This window comes from Pseudomonas sp. MH9.3 (genome assembly GCF_034354675.1).
Lineage (GTDB): Bacteria > Pseudomonadota > Gammaproteobacteria > Pseudomonadales > Pseudomonadaceae > Aquipseudomonas.
Genome location: NZ_CP133785.1, coordinates 2,840,028 through 2,864,758, shown reverse-complemented (window position 1 = coordinate 2,864,758; position 24,731 = coordinate 2,840,028). Strand labels below are relative to the sequence as shown.

Sequence of the window (24,731 nt, the reverse complement as noted above, 5' to 3'; positions counted from 1 at the left end):
GCGTGGATGGTCATAAAAAGAAACGAATTTGAATTCGCCACACTCCATATCCGTGGGGGCAGTGGATGCGGCCTTCAGCCAGCATTCGGTATTACCTGAAAGAGGAAAACTTATGTTCGGTTTGGAGGCGCTCGATCTCGCCCGAATCCAGTTCGCGTTCACGATCTCGTTCCACATCCTGTTCCCGGCCATCACCATCGGCCTGGCCAGTTACCTCGCGGTGCTGGAAGGCTTGTGGCTCAAGACCCGCAACGACACCTACCGTGACCTCTACCATTTCTGGTCGAAGATCTTTGCCGTCAACTTCGGCATGGGCGTGGTCTCGGGCCTGGTCATGGCCTATCAGTTCGGCACCAACTGGAGCCGCTTCTCGGACTTCGCCGGTGCCGTCACCGGGCCGTTGCTGACCTATGAAGTGCTCACGGCGTTCTTCCTCGAGGCCGGCTTTCTCGGCGTGATGCTGTTCGGCTGGAACAAGGTGGGGCGCAACCTGCACTTCTTTTCCACGGTGATGGTGGCCGTGGGGACGCTGATTTCCACGTTCTGGATTCTGTCGTCCAACAGCTGGATGCAGACGCCCCAGGGCTTTGAAATCATCGATGGCCGCGTGATCCCGACTGACTGGTTCGCCGTGGTCTTCAACCCCTCGTTTCCCTATCGCCTGGCGCACATGGCCACGGCGGCGTTCGTCGCCACGGCGTTCTTCGTCGGTTCCTCGGCGGCCTGGCACCTGCTGCGCGGCAAGGACAACCCGGCGATCCGCAAGATGCTCTCGATGGCGATGTGGATGGCGCTGATCGTCGCGCCCATCCAGGCGGTGATCGGTGACTTCCATGGCCTCAATACCCTGGAGCACCAGCCGGCGAAAATCGCGGCCATCGAAGGTCACTGGGAAAACAAAGGCAATGAGCCGACCCCGTTGATCCTGTTCGGCTGGCCGGACATGAAGGCTGAAAAAACCAAATACGCGGTGGAAATTCCGTACCTGGGCAGCCTGATCCTGACCCACTCCCTGGACAAGCAGGTGCCGGCGCTCAAGGAGTTCCCGCCTGAAGACCGGCCCAACTCGACCGTGGTGTTCTGGTCGTTCCGGGTCATGGTCGGCCTGGGCTTTCTGATGATCTTCACCGGTCTGTTCAGCCTCTGGCTGCGCCGTGGCGACCGGATGTACACGTCCAAACCGTTTCTCTACCTGGCACTGTGGATGGGCCCGTCCGGCCTGATCGCGATTCTCGCCGGCTGGTTCACCACCGAAATCGGCCGTCAGCCGTGGGTGGTCTACGGGCTGATGCGCACGGCGGATGCGTCCTCCGGGCACAGTCTGGCGCAGATGACCATTACGCTGGTGCTATTCGTGGTGGTGTACTTCGCGCTGTTCGGCGCGGGCCTGGGCTACATGATGCGCCTGGTGCGCAAAGGCCCGGTCACCCACGAAAGTACCGAACCGACCCCCGGCGGCCCTGGCCAGAAACGCACGCCGGCGCGTCCGCTGTCGGCGGCCGATGACGGCACCGATGACGACCACCTCCAGCACAAGGGGCATTGAGATGGGTATTGACCTTCCGCTGATCTGGGCCGTGATCATCATCTTCGGCATCATGATGTACGTGGTGATGGACGGCTTTGACCTGGGTATCGGCATCCTCTTTCCGTTTATTCCGGGCAAGGTCGACCGTGACGTGATGATGAACACCGTCGCGCCGGTGTGGGACGGCAACGAAACCTGGCTGGTGCTCGGCGGCGCGGCGCTGTTCGGCGCGTTCCCGCTGGCCTATTCGGTGGTGCTGTCGGCGCTGTACCTGCCGTTGATCCTGATGCTGATCGGGCTGATCTTTCGTGGCGTGGCCTTCGAGTTTCGCTTCAAGGCCAAGGACCACAAGCGCCACCTGTGGGACAAGGCGTTCATCGGCGGTTCGATCGCTGCGACGTTCTTCCAGGGCGTGGCGCTGGGGGCGTTCATTGATGGCTTCCCGGTGGTCGACCGCCAGTTCGCTGGCGGATCACTGGACTGGCTCACCCCGTTCACGCTGTTTTGCGGCGTGGCACTGATCTTCGCCTATGCGTTGCTCGGCTGCACCTGGCTGATCATGAAGACCGAGGGCAAGTTGCAGGCGCAGATGCACAGGCTGGCGCGGCCGCTGGCCTTTGTGGTGCTGGCGGTGATGGCGATCGTCAGCCTGTGGACGCCGCTGGCCCACGGCGATATCGCATCGCGCTGGTTCAGCCTGCCCAACCTGTTCTGGTTCCTGCCGGTGCCGATCCTGGTGCTGGTGACGATGTACGGGCTGATTCGCGCCGTGGCGCGCCATGCGCATTACACGCCGTTCCTGCTGACGCTGGTGCTCATCTTCCTCGGCTACAGCGGCCTTGGCATCAGCCTGTGGCCGAACATCATCCCGCCGTCGGTATCGATCTGGGACGCCGCCGCGCCACCGCAGAGCCAGGGCTTCATGCTGGTGGGCACGTTGTTCATCATCCCGTTCATCCTGGGTTACACCTTCTGGAGCTATTACGTGTTCCGCGGCAAGGTCACCCACGAAGACGGCTATCACTAGGAGGGTCGCACGATGTCCGGCAAACCTTCGTTGCACGAAATCGAACAGGCCGAAAAGCAGCCGCTGTGGCGGCGTCTCGGCTGGCTGGCAATGATCTGGACCGGCAGCGTGCTGGCCCTGTTCGTGGTGGCCAGCCTGATGCGCATGTTCATGAACGCGGCGGGCCTGACCACCCACTGACATCCCTGTCCGGGCTTCGCGGCCCGGTTTTCAGGCCTTGCGCTTCATCTGGAAGGGCAGGGCCTTTTTTTTACTTGCGCGCTTTGAGGATGACGAACTTGGGGGTGGCGGCGACTTGCTCGACGCCACGGAACAGGCGCGCCAATTTGCTGTGATAGCCCAGGTGGCGGTTGCCGACGATATACAGCGCGCCGCCGACCACCAGTGCCTCCCGGGCCTGCTGAAACATGCGCCAGGCGAGGAAGTCGCCGACCACCTGCTGCTGGTGGAAGGGCGGGTTGCACAGCACCACGTCCAGCGATTGCGCTTCCTGACCGGCCAGGCCGTCGCCCGCACGCAGGATGACGTTGCGCGCACCCAGCGCCGCGCGCCAGTTTTCGCCGGCCGATTGAACGGCCATATAGGACTCGTCCACCAGGGTGTATTGCGCCTCGGGGTTGCGCAGCGCGCTGGCAATCGCCAAGACGCCGTTGCCGCAACCGAGATCGGCCACGCGGGCGCTGCCCAGGTTGGTCGGCAGGTGCGGGAGGAAGGCGCGGGTGCCAATGTCGAGGCCTTCGCGGCAGAACACGTTGGCGTGGTTGAGCAGCGTGATGGCGGGCGTGTCCAGCGTGTAGCGGGTGGGGTAGGGCGACACGGCGGCCGGGCGATCTTCCACGGTGGCGATCAGCAAACGGGCCTTTTTCACCGCCAGTGAGGCATGCATCGGCCCGATGTAGCGTTCGAGCAGTTCGCCGGCTGCCCGTGGCAAGTGTTTGACCATCGCCCCGGCAATCACCTCGGCACCCGGCGCCAGTTGGCCTTGCAGGCGGATCAGCTGTTCTTCAAGCAATGCCAGGGTTTTGGGGACGCGTACCAGCACCCGGTCGAAGGGCCCTGTCGGCACCTCGTTGGCCGGCACAAACGGCACGGCATCGAATGCCCTGGCGTTGCGCAGAAGATTTTTTTCAAGGCCCTGTGCGGCCAGGAACGAGTCACCGCTGGACGTCACCTGTACCCGGCCTTCCAGGCTCGCCGCCAACGCGCCGAAACTGTCGTTGAGCACCAGCACTCGGGTTGCCATCGTCGGTTGCTGCGCGGCCAGGTGGCTGAGCAGGTACTCGTCGGCTGCATCGAATGCCTGCAGCGGGTCATTGTGTTGCTCTGGCTGGCGAATCAGATCGAGCTGGGCGAAGGGGCTGTCGAGCAAGGGCATGGCGGGGGAAACTCTGGGTCAACGATGAGCGTCGTGGCGGAAAGACCTGCCGCAACCATCTGAGCGAACTGCGAGGCGAGCCCTCGGGGCTGCATCAACACTCAGATTTGGCCACAAATGTTACTTTTTTTTCGATGGGATTACATGGGGCGTTTACGCACCGGTCAAAACAGGCCGGCCTTGGACGCGCAGAGCACGGCGGCGATCTTGCTGTTGACGCCCAGCTTCTTGAGGCAACTGCTGATATGAAAGCCCACCGTGCGCTCGGCCAGACACAGGATGGTGGCGATCTCAGACGCTGTCTTGCCCATGGCCGACCAGCGCAGGATTTCCGTTTCCCGTGGTGTCAGCTTGCAAGGAGGGCTGATGCCGGGCGTATCGGCAAATTTCTGCGCGACCACCGCGTGCATCGCATGGCACATCCAGAGCACCTGGCCGGCTTTTTCGTAAAGCTCCTCGGGGCTGACCTCGCGCTTGCCTCGACCCAGGGTCAGCATGCTGAACACGCCCTGGAAATCATGCACCGCCTGCGTCCATCCCTGATGCACGCCAAACGACTTGGCCAGCGCCCATAAATCGGGGGTGGCAGCGAAGGTTTTTTCCTCCCAGACAATAGGCAGCACGCTGCGTTTGCAATGAGCGACTATGGGATCAACTTCAAAGAAGTGAGCTTGTTTACAGGTGCTGGTCCATTCATTTGGGTAATTGTTGAAATTGATGGGTTTCGTTTGGTTGTTGGGTTGTTGTGAGCTCATTGTAAACGAACAGTATTCAAATCCGAGTTCGTAGGTCTGATTAATAACCATCTCATAAACAGTGGTGCTCTTGTTCTCGCCTTCCAGCTTGGAAAGCCTCGTGTTTCGCCAGTTAACCATCAGGAACGCTCCATGAATTTTGGTGTGACTTGGGTACGTCCCAGCTCCCAACGCGGCACGAAAACAGTGTAGGACATGACTTGCAGGATTGAACGAAAAATCTTCTTTAAATGTCAGATGGGATCTTTGGTTCTTTGTACGAAGACAAGGGCTTTGTATAACTTAATTGATTAAGCGGTTGAATTTCGGCCTGTTTACTCAGAGGTTGCAGCTAATTAAGAGGGGTGTTGGAAGCAGCGTAATAGCGAAATGTTCAGTAATCGTTATAAACATGCGATGCCAAGCAAGTGTATCTAAAAGTTAACACATTACCCTTCGTTACAGAGTGCCGCGGTGGCAACCAGTGGCAATGCCAGTACAAACCGACGGTGTTTAACCGTCAGGGTTTGAGGGACACTAGGGCACCTGTAGAACGGAGCCTCCCATGACGGCCAGTGCTGAGAAATTTACCCGCCAGACCTTGCTCGATGTGCAATCGCTGACCCCCAGCCTGTTTACCCTGCGCACTACCCGCGACGCCGGCTTTCGGTTCACCGCCGGCCAGTTCGTGCGGCTGGGCGTGACCAGGGCGGATGGCAGCACCGTATGGCGTGCCTATTCCATCGTGTCTTCGCCGTTCGACGAGCACCTCGATTTCTTCTCCATTGTGGTGCCGGGTGGCGAATTCACCAGTGAGCTCAGCCGCCTGAAGGTGGGCGATACCTTGATGGTGGAACGCCAGGCCACGGGCTATCTGACCCTGAACCGTTTCGTCGATGGACGCGATTTGTGGCTGCTGGGCACCGGGACTGGCGTGGCGCCGTTCCTGTCGATCCTGCAGGATTTTGAGGTGTGGGAAAAATTCGAGCGCATCGTGCTGGTGTACAGCGCCCGCGAGGCGAGGGAGTTGGCCTATCAATCGCTGATCAGGGAGCTGGGTGAGCGCGAGTACCTGGCCGAGTTCGCGCACAAGCTCACGTATGTGCCGATTGTTACCCGCGAGCAGCATCCGGGCGCCTTGAATGGGCGTATCACCACCCTGATCGAAAACGGCGAACTGGAACGCGCGGCCGGCGTTGCGCTTACCCCGGAGCACTCCCGCGTGCTGATCTGCGGCAACCCGCAGATGGTCGATGACACACGTCAGTTGCTCAAGCAGCGCGACCTGCAGTTGAGCCTGAGCCGGCGCCCCGGGCAGGTGGCGGTGGAAAACTACTGGTAAGCAAAAAGGCGCCCGCAGGCGCCTTTTGCGAAAACCGTTGGGCCTACAGCGGCTTGTCGTTCTGCGCCTTGAGCAGATCGCGGATCTCACCCAGCAGCACTTCCTCTTTGGTCGGCACGGGTGGCAGGCTGGGGGCCTTGGCTTCTTCACGCTTGAGGCGGTTGATGACCTTCACGCCCATGAAGATCGCAAACGCGACGATGAGGAAGTCGACCACGCTCTGGATGAACTTGCCGTAGGCCAGCACCACGGCCGGTGCATCGCCCTGGGCTGCCTTGAGCGTTACCGCCAGGTCGCCGAAATCGACGCCGCCGATCAACAGGCCCAGGGGTGGCATCACCACATCGCCCACAAATGAGGACACGATTTTGCCGAAGGCGGCGCCGATGATGATACCGACAGCCATGTCGACCACATTACCTTTGACCGCGAAGGCCTTGAACTCACTGATCACGCTCATAGGTTTATTCCTTGTTACACATGAGAAGGGTGGGGCTCAGTGTAAGGCAGTCATAGCGGACTCGCCCGACACAACTGTTAACACTGCCAGGTTTTATCGACACACCAAATCGCAAATAGTTTGCAAAGTGCCACCAATCGCGCGCGAAATACGCGCTATTTGACGGCGTTGCGAGAATAATTTCTCAATCGGCCTGGTGGGCTTTTTCTATTTATCTTCTGACTCCCGGGTCACTAGCCTCTGGCAAGCACAACTGAATGTGCGCTAAAAAAACCAGAGGAAACCTCGATGAATATTTCAACGAACCGTGGGCCCATACTGGCGCGACATGCCTTGCTGCTGGCCACCGCCAGCCTGCTCTCGCTGTCCGTACAGGCCGCCAACCTCACCCGTGACAACGGTGCCGCCGTCGGCGACAACCAGAACTCCCAGACCGCCGGCCCCAATGGCCCGGTCCTGCTGCAAGACGTGCAGCTTATCCAGAAACTGCAGCGCTTTGACCGCGAACGCATCCCGGAGCGGGTGGTGCACGCGCGTGGCACTGGCGCCCACGGCACCTTTACCGTCACCGACAACCTCAGCGACCTGACCAAGGCCAAGGTCTTCGCCGCCGGCGAAGCCACTCCGGTGTTCGTACGTTTCTCGGCCGTGGTGCACGGCAACCATTCGCCGGAAACCCTGCGTGATCCACGCGGTTTCGCCACCAAGTTCTATACCGCCGAAGGCAACTGGGACCTGGTCGGGAATAACTTCCCGACCTTCTTTATTCGCGATGCTATCAAGTTCCCGGACATGGTCCACGCGTTCAAACCCGATCCGCGTACCAACCTGGATGATGACTCCCGTCGTTTCGACTTCTTCTCCCATGTACCGGAGTCCACCCGGACATTGACCGAGCTGTACTCCGACTCGGGCACGCCGGCCAGTTACCGTGAGATGGACGGCAACGGCGTACATGCCTACAAACTGATTAACGCCAAAGGCGAAGTGCACTACGTCAAGTTCCACTGGAAGAGCCTGCAAGGCATCAAGAACCTTGATCCCGAGCAAGTCACCCAGGTGCAGGGGCGTGATTACAGCCATATGACCAATGACCTGGTCACCCATATCAACAAGGGCGACTTCCCCAAGTGGGACTTGTATGTGCAGGTGCTCAAGCCTGAAGACCTGGCCAAGTTCGATTTCGACCCGCTGGACGCCACCAAGATCTGGCCAAACGTACCCGAGCGCAAAGTTGGGCAAATGGTGCTGAACCGCAACCCGGCGAACGTCTTCCAGGAAACCGAGCAGGTGGCCATGGCCCCGGCCAACCTGGTGCCGGGCATCGAGCCTTCGGAAGACCGTCTGCTGCAAGGTCGGGTGTTCTCCTATGCCGACACCCAGATGTACCGCCTGGGCGCCAACGCCTTGCAATTGCCGATCAACGCGCCACGCGTAACCGTCAACAACGGTAATCAGGACGGCACCCTCAACAGCGGCAAAACCACCAGCGGCGTGAACTACCAGCCAAGCCGTCTGGAAAATCGCGAAGAGCCGCAAGCCGCGCGTTACAGCCAGTCGGCCCTGACCGGCAGTACCCAGCAGGCGAAGATCCAGCGCGAGCAGAACTTCAAGCAGGCCGGCGACCTGTACCGCTCCTACACCCCCAAAGAGCGCCAGGACCTGATCGACAACTTCGGTGGCTCGCTGGCCACTACCGATGACGAGAGCAAGCACATCATCCTCTCGTTCCTCTACAAGGCGGACCCGGAGTACGGCACCGGCGTGACCAAGGTCGCCAAGGGTGACCTGGCCCGCGTGAAGGCGCTGGCGGAAAAACTCAAAGACTGACCCGCAGGCTGTGGTCGGCGCCCCCAGGGCGCCGACCCTTTGGAGAACACTATGCGTATTTCCATCGGTTTACTGATTGCCATGCTGGCCTTTGGCGCCCATGCCGAATCGCCTGACCCGGTCGCGCTCAAGGCGCAGCTTCAGGACTATTACTTCGACGCCGCCCGCCGTGGCGACCTCGACATGCTCAACACCTTCATCGAGTCGGGCTACGCGCTCAACACCCAGGACGACAAGGGCTACACCGCGTTGATCCTCGCCGCCTATCACGGCGAAAGCGCCTACGTTGAGCGCCTGCTGGCGGCCGGTGCCGATGCCTGTGTGCAGGACAAACGCGGCAACACCGCGCTGATGGGGGCGATCTTCAAAGGCGAGCTGAAAATCGCGCAGCGCCTGCTGGCCACCGACTGCAACCCCGACCAGCGCAATGGCGCCGGGCAGACGGCGGCGATGTACGCCGGGCTGTTCAAACGCGTCGAACTGCTCGACGCGCTGAAGGCCAAGGGCGCCGATCTCAATGCGCAGGACCCGGTCGGCAACAGCGCGGCACGCTTGGCCAGCGGTGAAATCCGGACCCCGGCCTCGCGCTGAGCTATCATCGCGGTTTTTCGGTTGGAGGTTCTCAAATGGCAAAGGCCAAGCGCATGTACGGCTGCACCGAGTGCGGCGCGACCTTTCCCAAGTGGGCCGGCCAGTGCACCGAGTGCGGTGCGTGGAACACCCTTACGGAAACCATGATCGAGAGCGGCGGCGCTGCGGCCCCCACCGGTCGGGCCGGCTGGACCGGGCAGCAGGCGCAGATCAAGACCCTGGCCGAAGTCAGCGTCGAAGAGATTCCGCGTTTCTCCACCGCCTCCGGTGAGCTCGACCGCGTCCTCGGCGGCGGGCTGGTGGACGGTTCGGTGGTGCTGATCGGCGGCGACCCCGGCATCGGTAAATCGACGATCCTGTTGCAAACCCTGTGCAGCATCGCCAGCCGCATGCCGGCGCTGTACGTCACCGGTGAGGAATCCCAGCAGCAAGTGGCCATGCGCGCCCGCCGTCTCGGTCTGCCCCAGGACCAACTGCGGGTGATGACCGAAACCTGCATCGAAAGCATCATCGCCACCGCCCGTATCGAAAAGCCCAAGGTGATGGTGATCGACTCGATCCAGACGATCTTCACCGAACAACTGCAATCGGCACCGGGCGGCGTGTCCCAGGTGCGCGAGAGCGCGGCGCTGCTGGTGCGCTACGCCAAGCAGAGCGGCACGGCGATCTTCCTGGTGGGCCATGTGACCAAGGAGGGCGCATTGGCCGGGCCGCGGGTGTTGGAACACATGGTCGATACCGTGCTGTATTTCGAAGGGGAGTCCGACGGCCGCCTGCGTCTGCTGCGGGCGGTGAAGAACCGCTTCGGCGCCGTCAACGAATTGGGCGTGTTCGCCATGACAGACCGCGGGCTCAAGGAAGTCTCCAATCCCTCGGCGATTTTTCTTACGCGCGCCCAGGAGGAAGTCCCGGGCAGCGTGGTCATGGCAACCTGGGAAGGCACCCGGCCGATGCTGGTGGAAGTGCAGGCGCTGGTGGACGACAGTCACCTGGCCAACCCGCGCCGTGTCACCCTCGGCCTGGACCAGAACCGTCTGGCAATGCTGCTCGCGGTGCTGCACCGTCACGGCGGTATCCCCACCCACGACCAGGACGTGTTCCTCAACGTGGTGGGCGGGGTCAAGGTGCTGGAGACCGCTTCCGACCTGGCCTTGATGGCGGCGGTGATGTCCAGCCTGCGCAACCGGCCGTTGCCCCATGACCTGCTGGTGTTTGGCGAGGTTGGCCTGTCGGGCGAAGTGCGGCCGGTGCCCAGTGGGCAGGAGCGCTTGAAGGAAGCGGCCAAGCATGGCTTCAAGCGGGCGATCGTGCCCAAGGGCAACGCACCGAAGGAATCGCCGCCGGGCATACAGATTATCGGGGTGACACGCCTGGAGCAGGCGCTGGATGCCTTGTTCGAGTAATCAGCCACACAGTAAAACAATCTGGGGTGGCTGCCGATTTTTCGGCAATGCCTGCATTTTTTTGCCATCGCAAGGCTCTAGACCAACGTGGGGGGTGGCCTTTAGGGCAAGGAGCGCTAAACTCCGAATGGCTGTCTTTCTGTCCACCCTGGCTGGAATATAAAAATGAAAAATAATAATAGCCTGCTACGCCACCTGCCCTGGCTGGTGCTGGCAGTTGTAGGAGCATGCGCCCTGGGCGTAGTGGCCTTGCGCCGCGGCGAGGCGATCAACGCCTTGTGGATTGTGGTCGCGGCCGTGGCCATCTATCTGGTCGCGTACCGTTATTACAGTCTGTTCATCGCTAACAACGTGATGCAACTCGATCCACGTCGGGCCACGCCCGCAGTGGTCAACAACGACGGTCTGGACTATGTGCCGACCAACAAACACATCCTCTTCGGGCACCACTTTGCGGCGATTGCCGGTGCAGGCCCGTTGGTCGGCCCGGTGCTGGCGGCGCAGATGGGCTATCTGCCCGGCACACTGTGGCTGATTGCCGGCGTGGTACTGGCCGGTGCGGTGCAGGACTTCATGGTCCTGTTCCTGTCCACCCGCCGTAACGGCCGCTCCCTGGGCGACATGGTGCGCGAAGAGATGGGCCGCATTCCCGGCACCATCGCGCTGTTCGGTTGCTTCCTGATCATGATCATCATCCTCGCGGTGCTGGCGCTGATCGTGGTCAAGGCCCTGGCCGAGAGCCCATGGGGCATCTTCACGGTGATGGCGACCATCCCGATTGCGATGTTCATGGGCATCTACATGCGCTACATCCGCCCCGGCCGTATCGGCGAGATCTCGATCATCGGCGTGCTGTTGCTGCTCGGTTCGATCTGGCTGGGCGGGCAGATTGCCGCTGACCCGGTCTGGGCCAAGGCCTTTACCTTTACCGGTATCCAGATCACCTGGATGCTGATCGGCTACGGGTTTGTGGCAGCGGTGCTGCCGGTGTGGCTGATCCTCGCGCCACGTGACTACCTGTCCACGTTCCTCAAGATCGGCACCATCATTGCCCTGGCCATCGGCATCCTGGTGACCATGCCCGACCTGAAAATGCCGGCACTCACCCAGTTCATCGACGGCACCGGCCCGGTGTGGAAGGGCGGTCTGTTCCCGTTCCTGTTCATCACCATCGCCTGTGGCGCGGTTTCGGGGTTCCACGCGCTGATTTCCTCGGGCACCACGCCCAAGCTGCTCGCCAGCGAAAGCCACGCCCGTTACATCGGGTACGGCGGCATGCTGATGGAGTCGTTCGTGGCCATCATGGCGATGGTTGCCGCGTCGGTGATCGAGCCGGGCGTGTACTTCGCCATGAACAGCCCGGCCGCGATTGTCGGCACCGACGTGGTGACCGTGGCGCAGACCGTCAGCAGCTGGGGTTTTGCAATCACCCCCGAAGCGTTGTCGGCCGTGGCCCATGACATCGGTGAAACCACCATCCTGGCGCGTGCCGGCGGTGCACCGACCCTGGCCGTGGGGATCGCGCAGATCCTGCACAGTGTGCTGCCGGGTGAAAACACCATGGCGTTCTGGTACCACTTTGCGATCCTGTTCGAAGCGCTGTTCATCCTGACCGCAGTGGACGCCGGCACCCGTGCCGGGCGCTTCATGCTGCAGGACCTGCTGGGCTCCTTCGTGCCGGCGCTCAAACGCACCGAATCCTGGACCGCCAACCTGATCGCCACCGCAGGCTGCGTGGCGATGTGGGGCTACCTGCTGTACCAGGGCGTGATCGACCCGTTGGGTGGCATCAACACCTTGTGGCCGCTGTTCGGTATCTCCAACCAGATGCTGGCCGGTATCGCGCTGATGCTCGCCACCGTGGTGCTGATCAAAATGAAACGCCAACGCTACATCTGGGTGACCATGGTGCCGGCGATATGGCTGCTGATCTGCACCACCACCGCAGGCTTCATCAAGCTGTTCGACGCCAACCCTGCAATCGGTTTCCTGTCCCTGGCGAAGAAGTACAGCGATGCCCTGGCCAATGGTCAGATCCTCGCGCCGGCGAAGAGCGTCGACCAGATGCAGCACGTGATCTGGAACGCCTACACCAACGCAACGCTGACGGTGCTGTTCCTGTTCGTGGTGTTCAGCATTCTGTTCTATGCGCTCAAGGTTGGCGTAGCGGCCTGGGGCAACAAGGAACGTACGGATAAAGAAGCGCCATTCCAGGCCGTACCGGACGCATAACCGAGGATTGCAAACATGTTCAATGACATCAGTCGCCTCGGTAAATACCTCGGTCAGGCCGCACGCCTGATGGTCGGCATGCCCGACTACGACACCTACGTCGAGCATATGCAAACCAAACACCCGGACAAGCCGATGATGGACTACAAGGCGTTCTTCCGTGAACGCCAGGAGGCGCGATACGGCGGCAAGGGTGGGCCCAAGTGCTGCTAGCCCGATAACCTCGGGATGGCGGTGATCCCTTGTGGGAGGGGGCTTGCTCCCGATAGCGGTGTGTCAGTGATACACAAGTGCCTGACACACTGCTATCGGGAGCAAGCCCCTCCCACATTTGTTTTATGTTCCTTCAGTTATAAGGAGAACTGTCTTTGTCCTCTCCCATTCCGGTAACCGTTCTCAGCGGTTTCCTCGGCGCCGGCAAGACCACCTTGCTGCGCCACCTGCTCAAGGCCGAGCACGGTCTTAAAATCGCCGTGATCGAAAACGAATTCAGCGATGCCGGCATCGATACCCAGCTGTTGGGCGCCGAACCCGTGCAAGTCATGACCCTGTCCAACGGCTGCGTGTGCTGCACCATTCACACCGACCTGACCAAAGCCCTCTACCTGCTGCTCGAACGTCTGGACAGTGGCGAGATCGCCTTCGACCGCCTGGTGATCGAGTGCACCGGCCTTGCCGACCCCGCGCCGGTGGCCCAGACCTTCTTCATCGACGAGGACTTGCGCGAGCGCTACATCCTCGACGGGATCATCACCCTGGTGGACGCGGCCCACGCCGAGCACCACCTGACCCAGACCATCGCCCAGGCGCAGATCGGCTTTGCCGACCGCCTGCTGGTGAGCAAGCGTGACCTGGTGGACGACGCCACGTTCGACGCCCTCAGCGAGCGCCTGAGCCGCATCAACCGGCGCGCGCCGATTCGCGTGGTGGACCACGGCAACATCGACCTGGCCGAATTGCTCGATGTGCGCGGTTTCAATCTCAACGCCGGCATGAGCCTGCGCCCGGTGAGCAAGGCGCCGTCCATCGATCGTATTTCCAGCGTGGTGCTGCGCACCGATCAGCCGCTGGATATCGACCGGCTCAGTGAGTTCATGAACGAGCTGCTCGAAGACCACGGCAAGCAACTGCTGCGCTACAAGGGCGTGCTCAACATTGCCGGGGAAGACCGGCGCATGGTGTTCCAGGGCGTGCTGAAACTCTACGGCTTCGACTGGGACAGCGAGTGGGCCGAGGGCGAGGCGCGGGAAAGTGTGATTGTGTTTATTGCCGATGAGTTGCCGGAAGACAAAATCCGCGAAGGCTTTGCGCGGGTCTACCAACCCTGACCTGACTGACTTGAAATGCAATCAAATGTATTTCAAATTTGGAACAGGCATAAAAAAGCCCGGCTCTAGAGCCGGGCTTCTTGTTCAAGCAACTGCAATCAAGCGCCGTACACCGGCAGCTTCTTGCAGATGGCCTTGACCTTCTCACGAACAGAATCAATCACTGCTTCGTTGTTCAGGTCAGCCAGGATGTCGCAGATCCAGCCGGCCAGTTCCTTGCACTCGGCTTCCTTGAAGCCACGGGTGGTCACTGCCGGGGTGCCGAAGCGCAGGCCGGAGGTGACGAACGGCGAACGTGGGTCGTTCGGCACGGAGTTCTTGTTCACGGTGATGAAGGCTTTGCCCAGCGCAGCGTCAGCGTCCTTGCCGGAAATGTCCTGCTTGATCAGCGACAGCAGGAACAGGTGGTTCTCGGTACCGCCGGACACCACGTCAAACCCACGCTCGATGAACACGCCGGCCATGGCCTTGGCGTTTTTCACCACTTGCTGCTGGTAGGTCTTGAACTCAGGCTGCAAGGCTTCCTTGAAGCAGATCGCCTTGGCCGCGATCACGTGCTCCAGCGGGCCGCCCTGGGCGCCCGGGAATACCGCGGAGTTCAGCTTCTTCTCGATCTCGGCATTGGCGCGCGCCAGGATCAGGCCGCCACGTGGACCGCGCAGGGTTTTGTGGGTGGTGGTGGTGACCACGTCAGCGTAAGGCACCGGGTTCGGGTAGACGCCAGCGGCGACCAGACCGGCCACGTGGGCCATGTCGACGAACAGGTAAGCACCGACCTTGTCGGCGATGGCGCGGAAACGCGGGAAGTCGAGGATCTGCGAGTAGGCAGAGAAGCCGGCCACGATCATTTTCGGCTTGTGCTCAACGGCCAGGCGCTCGACTTCGTCGTAGTCGATCAAGCCGTTGGCGTCGATACCGTATTGAACGGCGTTGTACAGCTTGCCGGAGGAGGACACGCTGGCGCCGTGGGTCAGGTGACCGCCGTGGGCCAGGCTCATGCCCAGGATGGTGTCGCCGCCTTGCAGCAGGGCCAGGTACACCGCGCTGTTGGCCTGGGAACCGGCGTGTGGCTGGACGTTGGCGTAATCGGCGCCGAACAGTTCCTTGGCGCGGTCGATGGCAAGCTGCTCAACCACGTCGACGTATTCGCAGCCACCGTAGTAGCGCTTGCCCGGGTAGCCTTCGGCGTACTTGTTGGTCAGTACCGAACCTTGAGCTTCCATCACCGCAGGGCTGGTGTAGTTTTCCGAAGCGATCAGCTCGATGTGCTCTTCCTGGCGCACGGCTTCTTGCTCCATGGCGGCGAAGAGATCGGCGTCGTACTTGGCAATAGTCAAATCACGGCTGAACATGGCAGTCCTCAAGGATCGGGGGCAGAAAAGGAGGGCATTCTAACCCAACGGGTTTTGGATGGCATATGAAAGGACATCATGTCGCGGACAAGCGGGATTCACTTAGGGGCAAGGGGTGCCTTTTGGCGAGCGGGATTGCTGTGGCGAGCTGGCATGCTGTGGCGAGCGAGCTTGTTGTGGCGAGCGGGCTTGCCCCGCGTTGGGGCGCGAAGCGGCCCTGAGACAGTCGACGCGGTTTTTCAGATAGAAACATAAGTCAGGTTTTGGGTCTGCTACGCAGCCCAACGCGGGGCAAGCCTGCTCGCCACGACAAGCCCGCTCGCTACAGGTAAGAGTTCAGTCGAACAGGAACAGCGCCTCATTGCTGAACTGCGCCTCGAACCGGTTCGCTGGCATCGGCCGCCCGAACAGGTAACCCTGCACCTCGTCACACCCGTGCTCGCGCAGGAAGTCCAACTGCTCGTGGGTCTCCACGCCTTCGGCGATCACCGCCAGGTTCAGGCTGTGGGCCATGGCGATAATGGCGCGGGCAATCTGCGCGTCCTGCTCGCCGGACGGCAGGCCGTCGACGAAGGTGCGGTCGATCTTCAGCACGTCGATGGGGAACTGCTTGAGGTAATTGAGCGAAGAATAGCCGGTGCCGAAATCGTCCACCGCAATGCTCAGGCCCAGGTTTTTCAGGCTGGCGAGGATCTGCATGGCTTCGTTGACCTCGCGCATCAGGATGCTTTCGGTCAGCTCCAGCTCCAGGCACGCCGGCGGCAGGCCGGTGTCCTTGAGGATGGTGGCGATGCGCGTGCCCAATTGGCCATCGGAGAACTGCCGCGCCGAGATGTTCACCGAGACTTTCGGCACGCGCACCTTGTTCTGGTGCCAGGTTTTCAACTGGCGACAGGCCTCGCTGAGCACCCAGTCGCCCACGTCCACCACCAGCCCCAGCTCTTCCAGCACCGGAATGAAGTCTCCCGGCGGCACCAGCCCACGGCGCGGGTGACGCCAGCGCAGCAGCGCCTCGGCGCCGGTCAGGCGTTTGCCGTCGCCGCTGAACTGCGGCTGGTAATAAAGCACGAACTCGTCCTGCTCCAGTGCATGGCGCAGGTCGCTTTCCAACTCCAGGCGCTCCAGGGCGCTGGCGTTCATGTCGGCCTGGTAGAACTGGAAGTTGTTCTTGCCACGTTCCTTGGCGTGATACATCGCGGTGTCGGCGTTTTTCATCAACTGGCTCAGCTCATTGCCGTCCTGCGGGCTCAAGGCAATGCCGATACTGGCGGTCACGAAGAACTCGCGGCCCTCGAGCACAAAGGGTTTTACCAGGCTGGCGAGGATTTGCTCGGCCACATTGATCGCCCGGTTCAGCGCCAGTTCGCGACTGCCCCTCGGTTGCAGGAGCAAGGTGAACTCGTCGCCGCCCATGCGCGCCACGGTATCGTCCTCGGCCACGCAGCCCAGCAGGCGCGTGGCCATTTCCTTGAGCATGCGGTCGCCGGCGGCATGCCCGAGTGAGTCGTTGATCGGCTTGAAACGGTCGAGGTCGAGGAACATCAGCACCACCCACGACTTCTGCCGCTCGGCCGACTGCAGCGCGGTGTGCAGGCGGTCCTGAAACAGCGTGCGGTTGGGCAGGTGGGTCAGGGCGTCGTAATACGCCAGGCGGTGGATGCGCTGTTCGCTGGCCTTGCGTTCGCTGATATCGCTGAAAAAGCACACATAGCTGGCCAGGTCGCCTTCGTCGTCGAACACGGCGGTAATCCCTACCCAGGCCGGATAATGCTCACCGTTGCGCCGCTTGAGCCACACTTCGCCTTCCCAGGTGCTGTGCTGGTGCAACTGCTTGAGCACGTAGCGCAGGTGGGCTTCCTGTTGTTCATCCACGGTGAGCATGTTCGGCAACTGGTCGAGCACATCCGTCACCGCATAGCCGCTGACCCGGCTGAACGCCTCGTTGGCCTGCACGATATAACCGGCCGGGTCGGTGATCAGGATCGCCGAGGTGGAATGTTCGAATACCGTGGCCGCCATGCGCAGGTCTTTCTCGGCGCGGCGTTGCTGGCTGATATCGCGGCCCACGCCGAGGATGCCCTCGAAGGCGCCGTGTTCGTCCCACACCAGCACCAGGCGCATCTCGATCGGCACTTTGCGTCCATCGGCGCGCAGGCAGTCGAACAGGAACAGTTGCGTGTGGGTTTCATCGCGCAGCGCCGCCAGCGCCAGCGGATCGCCCGCCGCGCGGTTGACCTGTTCGAACAGCGCGCTGATGCCGGTCAGTTGCTGCGGGTTGGCAATGATCGACTGCCAGCCGTGCTTGAACACCCACTCCACGTCATAACCCAGCACCGCATTGACCGAGGGGCTGATGTAATTGAGGGCCATTTGGCTGTCGGTGGAGCAGATCACGTCACTGATGCTCTCGGCCAGCATGCGGTAACGCTGTTCGCTGTCACGCAGGGATTCGCTGGCTTCGATCTGGTCGGTAATGTCTTTGGCCACGCCAATGATGCGCGTCACCTGGGCGCTGTTGTCGCGGGCCAGGGCCTGTTCGCGGATATCGAAACGCCGCCATTGGTTGTTGCGATGGCGAAAGCGCAGTTGGCAGTGCAACTGGGTCGAATAGCCGACCTCGCGCTGCTGCTGGCGCTGATCCTGATAATGCTCTGCGTCTTCGGGGTGCAGCAGGATCTCCCAGAAATACTCGCCCATCTGCGTAAGTTCGGGCTTGTTGTAGCCCAGGGTATGGCCGAGGTGATGGTTGCTGAAGATCATGCGATGGCTGATCACGTCCTGCACATACAGGTGGTCCGGCACGGTGCGCACCACATCCGACCAGAAGCTTTCGCGTTCCACCAGCGACAACTCGATCAGCTTGCGGCTGGTGATGTCATTGATACTGAGGATCACCGCCTTGAAGTCGTCCAACTGTTCCGGCAGGCGCATCACCAGCCACAGGTATTGCGGGTTGCCGGCGACATCGTTGAGCTGGATCTCCAACTCCAGCTGTTTTTGCTGGGTCAGCACCGCTTCGAGCACCTGGTAGCCAATCGAGGTGGCGTTGTGCGGTGAGTCATCGAGCAGGCGCTCCCAGGCCTGATCGCAGGAGCTGACATTCAATAAGCGCACGGCCACCTGGTTGACCTCGGTGATCCGCAGCCCTTTGAGCAATTGCCCGCGCGCCTCGGGATTGTCCCGCAGCCAGGCGTGCAGTTGCTCGCGGCTGTGCAACTGTGCCTTGTCGAAGAACGCCTTGAGGCTCGACAGGTCGAGCACGCACAGGGCCACGCCGGTGCCTTCGAAAATATCCTGATAGCGGCGCCGGCCTTCATTCACCTGGCGTTGGCGCCGACGCATGTTCAGCAGCACGATCACCGGAATCAGCGAAAATGCCAGGCCCAGCAGGCATTTGCCGATAAACGCCGGCAGCAGTTCTTCAAGCACCGCGCTGCGGTCGAACAGGCCGCGCAACTGCCAGTCGCTTTTGCTCAACGGCGTGATCAGCACGCTTTTGTTCAGTTCGTCGGTGGTCAGGTTGTTGACCCCTTGCGCCGACATACCGCCTTCACGGCTGACCACCTGATGGTTGATGCGGTTTTCGATGGCCCACATCGGCCGCTGACCCTGGCCGTCCTGGCGGGTGAGGTTGGTCAGGTAGTCGGGCGCCAGGCGCAGCGCCCAGTACATCCGCGAGCCGCCGCTGGGCTGGTGCAGCAGCAGGTAGATAAGACTGCCGTCGTGGTTGTTGCTCAGGTAATAGGACTGGCCGTGGCTGCGTTGCACCAGCTCTTCAAGCCAGGCGCTGTCCTGGCTGTCGGTGGCGCTGTCGCTGATGATCGCGCCGCTGGGGGCGAGCAGGGCGAGGCTGCGCAGCTCGGGCAGCGAGCGTTGCAGGCTGCGCATCAGGGCTTGTTGCTGTTCGTTGTCACGCGGGGGCTCGACCATGGGCAGCAGGTTCAACGCGATTTTCGCGCTCAGGGCCATGTTCAGGCTGATCTGCTCGGCCAGGTCGGCGCTGTAGTCGATGGTGTATTGCTGCTGGTTTTTCTGGTTTTGCTGCAATTGGTCAAGCAACTGCCAGAACAGCAGCGCGAGCAGCATCAGCACAAGGGTCGCCAATGCGCCTTTGAGGGTGCCGTGCAGGGGCGCTCCCGGTGCCAGATGGGCGGCGCGCAGGGGCGAGGGCGGCGTGACGTTGGACAAGCTGTGATCCTGCGGTTTGGCGGACTGGCGCGGCGTGCACTATAAGCCTGACGCCCGGAGGGCGGCTAGCATGCCTTGACTTGTGGCAAAGTGCCAGCCCTGGCCTGGCTGGACTGACCAGGCGCATTCAGGTAGCTTTGCCGGTTACGCGGGGGCGTTCCAGCCCCAGACATTCAGGCTTTTTCCGCTCGCTGGCATTGATCATAGTCAAAGGCCCGCGCCGCGCATGGCCTGGCACGGGCTTCGCCCGCTCAATTCATCAGTCACTGACGCTAGGTTCACCATGGCTCAATACGTCTTCACCATGCATCGGCTGGGAAAAGTTGTTCCGCCGAAGCGGGAAATCCTGAAAAACATTTCGCTGTCCTTCTTCCCCGGCGCCAAGATCGGCGTGCTCGGCCTCAACGGCTCGGGTAAATCCACCCTGCTGAAAATCATGGCCGGCGTCGACACCGAGTTCGAAGGCGAAGCGCGCCCAATGCCGGAACTGAACATCGGTTACCTGCCGCAAGAGCCGATCCTGGACCCGACCAAGACCGTGCGTGAAGTGGTCGAAGAGGCCGTCAGCGTGATCAAGAACGCCCAGGCGCGCCTGGACGAGGTCTACGCCGCTTACGCAGAAGAAGACGCCGACTTCGACAAGCTCGCCGCCGAACAGGCCAAGCTCGAAGCCATCCTGCAGGCCAGCGACGGTCACAATCTGGAGCGCCAGCTGGAAGTCGCCGCCGACGCGCTGCGCCTGCCGGCATGGGACGCCAAGGTCGAATTCCTCTCCGGTGGTGAAAAACGCCGCGTGGCCCTCTGCCGCCTGCTGCTGTCGGCCCCCGACATGCTGCTGCTCGACGAACCGACCAACCACCTGGACGCCGATTCCGTCGCCTGGCTGGAGCATTTCCTGCACGATTTCCCGGGCACCGTGGTTGCGATCACGCACGACCGTTACTTCCTCGACAACGTCGCCGGCTGGATCCTCGAGCTCGACCGTGGCGCCGGTATCCCTTACGAGGGCAACTACTCCGGTTGGCTGGAAGCCAAGTCCGACCGTCTGGCCGCCGAATCCAAGCAGCAATCGGCCCACGAAAAGGCCATGAAGGAAGAACTGGAATGGGTGCGCAAAGGCGCCAAGGCCCGCCAGTCCAAATCCAAGGCACGTCTGCAACGCTTCGAAGAAATGCAGTCGCAGGAATTCCAGAAGCGCAGCGAAACCAACGAGATCTACATCCCGGCCGGCCCGCGCCTGGGTGACAAGGTCATCGAGTTCAAGAACGTTTCCAAAGGCTACGGCGACCGCGTGCTGATCGACAACCTGTCGTTCTCCATGCCAAAAGGCGCAATCGTCGGCGTTATCGGCGGTAACGGTGCGGGTAAATCCACCCTGTTCCGCATGCTGATGGGCAAGGAAACCCCGGATTCGGGCAGCATCGAGATCGGCGAAACCGTGCAGCTTGCCTGTGTCGATCAGAGCCGCGACGACCTCGACGGCAGCAAGACGGTGTTCCAGCAGGTGTCCGACGGTTCCGACCAGATCCGCATCGGCAACTATGAAATCCCGTCGCGCACTTATGTGGGCCGTTTCAACTTCAAGGGCGGCGACCAGCAGAAGTTCGTCAAGGACCTGTCCGGTGGTGAGCGCGGTCGTCTGCACCTGGCCCTGACCCTGAAAGAAGGCGGCAACGTGTTGCTGCTCGACGAACCGTCCAACGACCTCGACGTTGAAACCCTGCGTTCCCTGGAAGAAGCCCTGCTGGACTTCCCGGGCGCCGCCATTGTGATCTCTCACGATCGGTGGTTCCTTGACCGCGTCGCGACTCACATCCTGGCGTATGAAGACGACTCGCAAGCGGTGTTCTTCGAAGGCAACTACACCGAGTACGAAGCAGACCGTAAAAAGCGCCTCGGCGATGCGGCGGCGCAGCCGCACCGGGTGCGGCACAAGAAACTGGCCTGATTCAGGCGGGTTGTTTGTAAGAACGGAGCCTTCGGGCTCCGTTTTTTTTGCGTTTTTTCAGGAATACCGAGGTGACTTAATCGGGAGCAAGCCCCCTCCCACAGCTGGAATGCATTCCCCTGTGGGAGGGGGCTTGCTCCCGATAGCGGTATAACTGCCGGCACCCGCTTGGGCTAAGCGTCGGGCTCGATGCGCAACACTTCAATCACCTGATCGCCGACCGGCCGCTTCCACACCACCTCGTCGCCCACCTGAGCACCCAGCAGCGCGCGACCCAGGGGAGAGCCCCAGTTGATCAGACCGGCGTTGGCGTCGGCCTGGTCTTCCCCGACCAGTTGAATGCGCTGCTGTTCGTCCTGCTCGTTGGCGAAGGTGACCCTACTGCCAATCTGCACCTTGTCGGTCGACGTGGCCGGTGCAACGACCTGAGCGCTGTGTACCCGCTGGTTGAAGTAGCGCAGATCCCGCTCGAGATCAGCCTGGCGTTGTTTATCCGCCTGTTCGCCCCTGGCCGTCTCGGCACTGTGCTCGGCCTGCAACTGCGTAACCCTGGCCTGCAACTGCGCCAAACCGGACGCGGTGAGGTGATTGGGCTGCTCGCTGACCTGGCGTTCCACCGGCTGATCAGCCTGGGCGGCGGCGTTGTCTTCGTTTACAAAAGCTCGGCTCATGACATTCTCCTCAATGGAGGTTGGGCCCTGTGCGCCACACGATCGTTCCCGCGTTCTGCGTGGGAGCGATCTATTGGGCGCGGTAGGCCCTGGCGGCGTCGCGGTCTTTCTCCCGCTGCCAGGCACGCTCGCGGTAGTCCCAGCGATTGTCTCTGTAGTCACGCAGTTCTTCTTGTTCACGCATGGCCTTGCACTGGCGAAAACCGTCCTCCCAGCCTGCGGCGTATTCCCGGTCTTTCAGGTAGCGCGGGACATTTTTGCGAAACTCCCCGCTGATCACCCCGGCTGCCTGGCGTCCGCTGCTGCAGCCATCATCGAAGCCATCGGCAAACGCCGGTGGATAACCCTTGGCCAGCAGATCCTGATGGGTTGTTTGGCAACCCGACAACCACAACACCGCGCCCAGCATCACCGCATACCGCCACATGGCGTACTCCCTGGCCGTTTCTCGGCTTATGGGAGGAAGTCTAGTCAGGGAATTGTCGGGGCGGCGTGAAAGGCGGGTGAGAACGCTGTGAGTTAAAGGGCCATCAACGACGATTCCCTTTAAATTGCAGGACGTTTCCTAGAGAATCTCCGGCCTATTGTGGCTTAGGGTTTGGGTCATTAGTCTCCTGGCATCGCTGTGAAAGCAGCGACCGGGTTTAGCGACCCGAATCACTAAGACTCATCCTCTTTACACACTTGGCAGGCAGTTTTTCGCTTGCCGGCATCGTGTTATGGCGGTTGTGCGCGGGAGATCTTCGGATCTGCCGGGTTTCTAAGTGACCGGTTCGCTAACCTGCGTACAACTGCCACCCCTTTATGTTTAGCGACGTGCTGCGGTGGTCCTTTATCTCACTTAGTAGGTACACCATGTCTAAAGTCGTCCCCGATCCACCCCTGTCCTCAATCACTACCCTCGGCGTCGTCACCTTCGGCGACTACGGTGAAAACGAAAAACCCTTGTTCCGCGTCAATGCCGGCATGCCGATTGATGAAGCGCTGGAGCACGCCTCTACCTTGCTCTACTACTCAAAGAAACTCGCCATGGAAGCCGCCATGGATGTGCGCGGCGAGCAATATGCCTGGGCTGCGCATTTTCTGTGTGAGATGGGCAAGGCAGTCGTTGACGATTTGACCCAAGCGATGACCCCTGCGACTTAATACTGGTTCGCCCCCAATGGTGAGCAGGCTTACCGTGCCCGCTAAGGGGGATGCGCCTGGTTGCAAGTCAGTGCAGCGTGCTCAGCAAGTTCCTTCTCGGTGAAGGCCGTGATCATTGCGTTCAGAGTTGGTGCCGGTTTTCTGATAAGCCCGGAACATTGGCGACCACTTGCTCCATCCGCTGCGGTGCCTGCAGTTAAAAGCCACGAATACAGTGGACTTGAATACACGCGAGCCAAATGTGGGAGGGGGCTTGCCCCCGATGGCAGTATTTCAGCCTATGAATACCTGGCTGATGCACCGCCATCGAGGGCAAGCCCCCTCTTAAATTTTGAAACTTCGCCTGGTTTTAAAGCCGGTGTGAGATGGGCAAGCCTGTTTTTCACATGTTTATCGATGATTTCAGCTAAGCCGATGCAGTCGTCAATCGTAATAACCCACTGTCTTTTTCAGTTGATCTGCGTACTCGTAGATCTCATCAATGGACGAAATTGCATGCCGGGTTTCATTTTTTTCTTCGTCAAATATGCCGAGGTATTTCTGGCTGCGATTGAAATGAAGGCGGCATATCGGTTTGCGGTTGTTGTCATCCAGGAGTATGCCGAAATAACTCTGGGTATCCCGTTGAACGATACGTTTGGCATCGACGACCGAACGCACGACAGCGCGAACGATGTGATAACCCTCCAGCTCTTCAAGGGTGGTCAATATCTTATCTTCTGATTCGTCGCGGTCTTTCGTATCTGCATTAGCGCTATTTGCCATGGGAAGCGAGGCTATCGTGGGTTGAATAACGCCGCTCATGGCAGACTTGAGTCGGTCATTGATTTGATCATTCAAAAACTGAGCTAACGCTTTTCGAGTCAGTTCGAAAAACTGCTCACGCACCTTCTGGGTGATAACCCCGTCATAAACGCGAGATGCGAAAAATTTCACAAACTCGTCTTCTGGTTTGGTGACCTGAGCACCGATGATTTTCTTGAGTTGGCTGACGTACTTCAACTCTCCTGCGGCATTGATGATTGAGTCTACGTCGAAAGCTGACTTGGTTAGCTTGATCAATTCCGGCACGGAATATTCGTCAATGTCCAGCAGGTCCAATTCAAGGAATGGTTTTTCGTCCATTTTGTTAGGCGCGTCCAAGTCTGTAAAAAATCTGTAGACTTGGCCATTAGTGAGAATAGAAATTCTTGCGCTCGTCACATGGAAGTATCGGAAAAGCTGAGAGGCGTGATTAATGCTCAGAGATTCGCCGATTTTTTTGCACTCGATGAGAATTTGAACTTCACCATTTTTCATGATGGCGTAGTCTATCTTTTCGCCCTTTTTAGTCCCTACATCGCATACAAATTCAGGTGTCACCTCCTGTGGGTCAAACACGTCGTAGCCCAGAACAGTGTTGATAAAAGGCATCACAAAAGCATTTTTTGTAGCTTCTTCTGTTTGAATGGCGGGGCCTTGTAACCGAACTTTTGCTGCCAGACTGGTGAGCTTTTCAAAAAATTCCATAGTAAGCCTCTACCTAATTCAAATCCGTGGATAGACGTGGTGGCAATTTGATTGCTATTCGCGAGAC

Annotated in this window: 20 protein-coding genes; 12 read left to right on the top strand and 8 right to left on the bottom strand. The window is 60.4% G+C overall.

The features are described from left to right. The first annotated feature begins 112 nt into the window (after positions 1-112). Genes RHM60_RS12495 through RHM60_RS12485 form a run of 3 tightly spaced genes read left to right on the top strand, consistent with a single transcriptional unit; the run spans position 113 to position 2,735 of the window. Positions 113-1,546, top strand: a complete 1,434-nt coding sequence (locus RHM60_RS12495; protein WP_231422597.1) for a cytochrome ubiquinol oxidase subunit I — start codon at positions 113-115, stop codon at positions 1,544-1,546. Position 1,547: 1 nt separating this feature from the next. Next, entirely contained in the window at positions 1,548-2,555 is a 1,008-nt protein-coding gene (cydB, locus tag RHM60_RS12490; RefSeq protein WP_231422598.1) for a cytochrome d ubiquinol oxidase subunit II, read from the top strand. A gap of 12 nt (positions 2,556-2,567) precedes the next feature. After that, complete coding sequence (locus tag RHM60_RS12485; protein WP_010206690.1) at positions 2,568-2,735, top strand: DUF2474 domain-containing protein; 168 nt, start codon at positions 2,568-2,570, stop codon at positions 2,733-2,735. A gap of 70 nt (positions 2,736-2,805) precedes the next feature. Here the strand turns inward: RHM60_RS12485 and RHM60_RS12480 are convergent, their stop codons facing one another. Beyond that, entirely contained in the window at positions 2,806-3,930 is a 1,125-nt protein-coding gene (locus RHM60_RS12480) for a methyltransferase (protein ID WP_209985015.1), read from the bottom strand. Between the two features lie 164 nt (positions 3,931-4,094). Beyond that, positions 4,095-4,805 carry a LuxR family transcriptional regulator gene (locus RHM60_RS12475; protein ID WP_322211989.1) on the bottom strand — a complete coding sequence of 237 codons (711 nt, stop codon included), beginning with the start codon at positions 4,803-4,805 and terminating at the stop codon, positions 4,095-4,097. Positions 4,806-5,229: 424 nt separating this feature from the next. Here RHM60_RS12475 and RHM60_RS12470 point away from each other — a divergent pair, with 424 nt between their 5' ends. After that, positions 5,230-6,006: a ferredoxin--NADP reductase gene (locus RHM60_RS12470; protein ID WP_057008678.1), complete on the top strand. Its 777-nt coding sequence runs from the start codon at positions 5,230-5,232 to the stop codon at positions 6,004-6,006. 43 nt (positions 6,007-6,049) lie between these two features. On the opposite strand, the gene mscL is transcribed toward RHM60_RS12470, so the two are convergent. Further along, complete coding sequence (gene mscL, locus RHM60_RS12465) at positions 6,050-6,466, bottom strand: large-conductance mechanosensitive channel protein MscL (RefSeq protein WP_057008679.1); 417 nt, start codon at positions 6,464-6,466, stop codon at positions 6,050-6,052. A gap of 288 nt (positions 6,467-6,754) precedes the next feature. Here mscL and katB point away from each other — a divergent pair, with 288 nt between their 5' ends. The 6 genes from katB to yjiA all read left to right on the top strand — a co-directional run bounded on the left by katB (position 6,755) and on the right by yjiA (position 13,850). Further along, complete coding sequence (gene katB, locus RHM60_RS12460; RefSeq protein WP_231422600.1) at positions 6,755-8,296, top strand: catalase KatB; 1,542 nt, start codon at positions 6,755-6,757, stop codon at positions 8,294-8,296. A 51-nt stretch (positions 8,297-8,347) separates the two neighbouring features. Continuing rightward, positions 8,348-8,887: an ankyrin repeat domain-containing protein gene (locus tag RHM60_RS12455; RefSeq protein WP_209985009.1), complete on the top strand. Its 540-nt coding sequence runs from the start codon at positions 8,348-8,350 to the stop codon at positions 8,885-8,887. 35 nt (positions 8,888-8,922) lie between these two features. Continuing rightward, a complete protein-coding gene (radA, locus tag RHM60_RS12450) occupies positions 8,923-10,290 on the top strand; it encodes a DNA repair protein RadA (protein WP_003235145.1) in 1,368 nt (455 codons plus the stop codon). A gap of 165 nt (positions 10,291-10,455) precedes the next feature. Beyond that, complete coding sequence (locus RHM60_RS12445) at positions 10,456-12,522, top strand: carbon starvation CstA family protein (protein WP_057008682.1); 2,067 nt, start codon at positions 10,456-10,458, stop codon at positions 12,520-12,522. Between the two features lie 15 nt (positions 12,523-12,537). Then, a complete protein-coding gene (locus tag RHM60_RS12440; protein WP_003176208.1) occupies positions 12,538-12,735 on the top strand; it encodes a YbdD/YjiX family protein in 198 nt (65 codons plus the stop codon). A gap of 155 nt (positions 12,736-12,890) precedes the next feature. Then, positions 12,891-13,850 (top strand): GTPase, encoded by a 960-nt coding sequence (gene yjiA, locus RHM60_RS12435; RefSeq protein ID WP_322211988.1) that lies wholly within the window; start codon positions 12,891-12,893, stop codon positions 13,848-13,850. 98 nt (positions 13,851-13,948) lie between these two features. On the opposite strand, the gene glyA is transcribed toward yjiA, so the two are convergent. Both glyA and RHM60_RS12425 read right to left on the bottom strand, forming a co-directional pair. Beyond that, entirely contained in the window at positions 13,949-15,202 is a 1,254-nt protein-coding gene (gene glyA, locus RHM60_RS12430) for a serine hydroxymethyltransferase (RefSeq protein WP_057008684.1), read from the bottom strand. Positions 15,203-15,538: 336 nt separating this feature from the next. After that, complete coding sequence (locus RHM60_RS12425) at positions 15,539-19,390, bottom strand: EAL domain-containing protein (RefSeq protein ID WP_322214560.1); 3,852 nt, start codon at positions 19,388-19,390, stop codon at positions 15,539-15,541. Positions 19,391-19,673: 283 nt separating this feature from the next. On the opposite strand from RHM60_RS12425, the gene ettA reads away from it, so the two are divergent. Next, entirely contained in the window at positions 19,674-21,338 is a 1,665-nt protein-coding gene (ettA, locus tag RHM60_RS12420) for an energy-dependent translational throttle protein EttA (protein ID WP_057008686.1), read from the top strand. A gap of 173 nt (positions 21,339-21,511) precedes the next feature. Here ettA and RHM60_RS12415 read toward each other — a convergent pair whose 3' ends face one another. After that, positions 21,512-22,009, bottom strand: a complete 498-nt coding sequence (locus RHM60_RS12415; RefSeq protein WP_322214559.1) for a GreA/GreB family elongation factor — start codon at positions 22,007-22,009, stop codon at positions 21,512-21,514. 70 nt (positions 22,010-22,079) lie between these two features. Then, positions 22,080-22,436 (bottom strand): hypothetical protein, encoded by a 357-nt coding sequence (locus RHM60_RS12410; RefSeq protein WP_322214558.1) that lies wholly within the window; start codon positions 22,434-22,436, stop codon positions 22,080-22,082. 428 nt (positions 22,437-22,864) lie between these two features. On the opposite strand from RHM60_RS12410, the gene RHM60_RS12405 reads away from it, so the two are divergent. Then, entirely contained in the window at positions 22,865-23,155 is a 291-nt protein-coding gene (locus RHM60_RS12405; protein WP_322214557.1) for a DUF3077 domain-containing protein, read from the top strand. 423 nt (positions 23,156-23,578) lie between these two features. Here the strand turns inward: RHM60_RS12405 and RHM60_RS12400 are convergent, their stop codons facing one another. Then, a complete protein-coding gene (locus RHM60_RS12400; RefSeq protein WP_322214556.1) occupies positions 23,579-24,664 on the bottom strand; it encodes a type I restriction endonuclease in 1,086 nt (361 codons plus the stop codon). Positions 24,665-24,731: the final 67 nt, after the last annotated feature.

Bases quoted from the DNA above. Each gene is read 5' to 3' on its own strand.
- RHM60_RS12445 (WP_057008682.1), top strand. From the start codon at position 10,456: ATGAAAAATAATAATAGCCTGCTACGCCACCTGCCCTGGCTGGTGCTG.
- mscL (WP_057008679.1), bottom strand. From the start codon at position 6,466: ATGAGCGTGATCAGTGAGTTCAAGGCCTTCGCGGTCAAAGGTAATGTG.
- RHM60_RS12455 (WP_209985009.1), top strand. From the start codon at position 8,348: ATGCGTATTTCCATCGGTTTACTGATTGCCATGCTGGCCTTTGGCGCC.
- katB (WP_231422600.1), top strand. From the start codon at position 6,755: ATGAATATTTCAACGAACCGTGGGCCCATACTGGCGCGACATGCCTTG.
- glyA (WP_057008684.1), bottom strand. From the start codon at position 15,202: ATGTTCAGCCGTGATTTGACTATTGCCAAGTACGACGCCGATCTCTTC.
- RHM60_RS12470 (WP_057008678.1), top strand. From the start codon at position 5,230: ATGACGGCCAGTGCTGAGAAATTTACCCGCCAGACCTTGCTCGATGTG.
- RHM60_RS12415 (WP_322214559.1), bottom strand. From the start codon at position 22,009: ATGAGCCGAGCTTTTGTAAACGAAGACAACGCCGCCGCCCAGGCTGAT.
- radA (WP_003235145.1), top strand. From the start codon at position 8,923: ATGGCAAAGGCCAAGCGCATGTACGGCTGCACCGAGTGCGGCGCGACC.
- RHM60_RS12480 (WP_209985015.1), bottom strand. From the start codon at position 3,930: ATGCCCTTGCTCGACAGCCCCTTCGCCCAGCTCGATCTGATTCGCCAG.
- RHM60_RS12495 (WP_231422597.1), top strand. From the start codon at position 113: ATGTTCGGTTTGGAGGCGCTCGATCTCGCCCGAATCCAGTTCGCGTTC.
- RHM60_RS12485 (WP_010206690.1), top strand. From the start codon at position 2,568: ATGTCCGGCAAACCTTCGTTGCACGAAATCGAACAGGCCGAAAAGCAG.
- RHM60_RS12410 (WP_322214558.1), bottom strand. From the start codon at position 22,436: ATGTGGCGGTATGCGGTGATGCTGGGCGCGGTGTTGTGGTTGTCGGGT.
- ettA (WP_057008686.1), top strand. From the start codon at position 19,674: ATGGCTCAATACGTCTTCACCATGCATCGGCTGGGAAAAGTTGTTCCG.
- RHM60_RS12405 (WP_322214557.1), top strand. From the start codon at position 22,865: ATGTCTAAAGTCGTCCCCGATCCACCCCTGTCCTCAATCACTACCCTC.
- RHM60_RS12475 (WP_322211989.1), bottom strand. From the start codon at position 4,805: ATGGTTAACTGGCGAAACACGAGGCTTTCCAAGCTGGAAGGCGAGAAC.
- cydB (WP_231422598.1), top strand. From the start codon at position 1,548: ATGGGTATTGACCTTCCGCTGATCTGGGCCGTGATCATCATCTTCGGC.
- RHM60_RS12400 (WP_322214556.1), bottom strand. From the start codon at position 24,664: ATGGAATTTTTTGAAAAGCTCACCAGTCTGGCAGCAAAAGTTCGGTTA.
- RHM60_RS12440 (WP_003176208.1), top strand. From the start codon at position 12,538: ATGTTCAATGACATCAGTCGCCTCGGTAAATACCTCGGTCAGGCCGCA.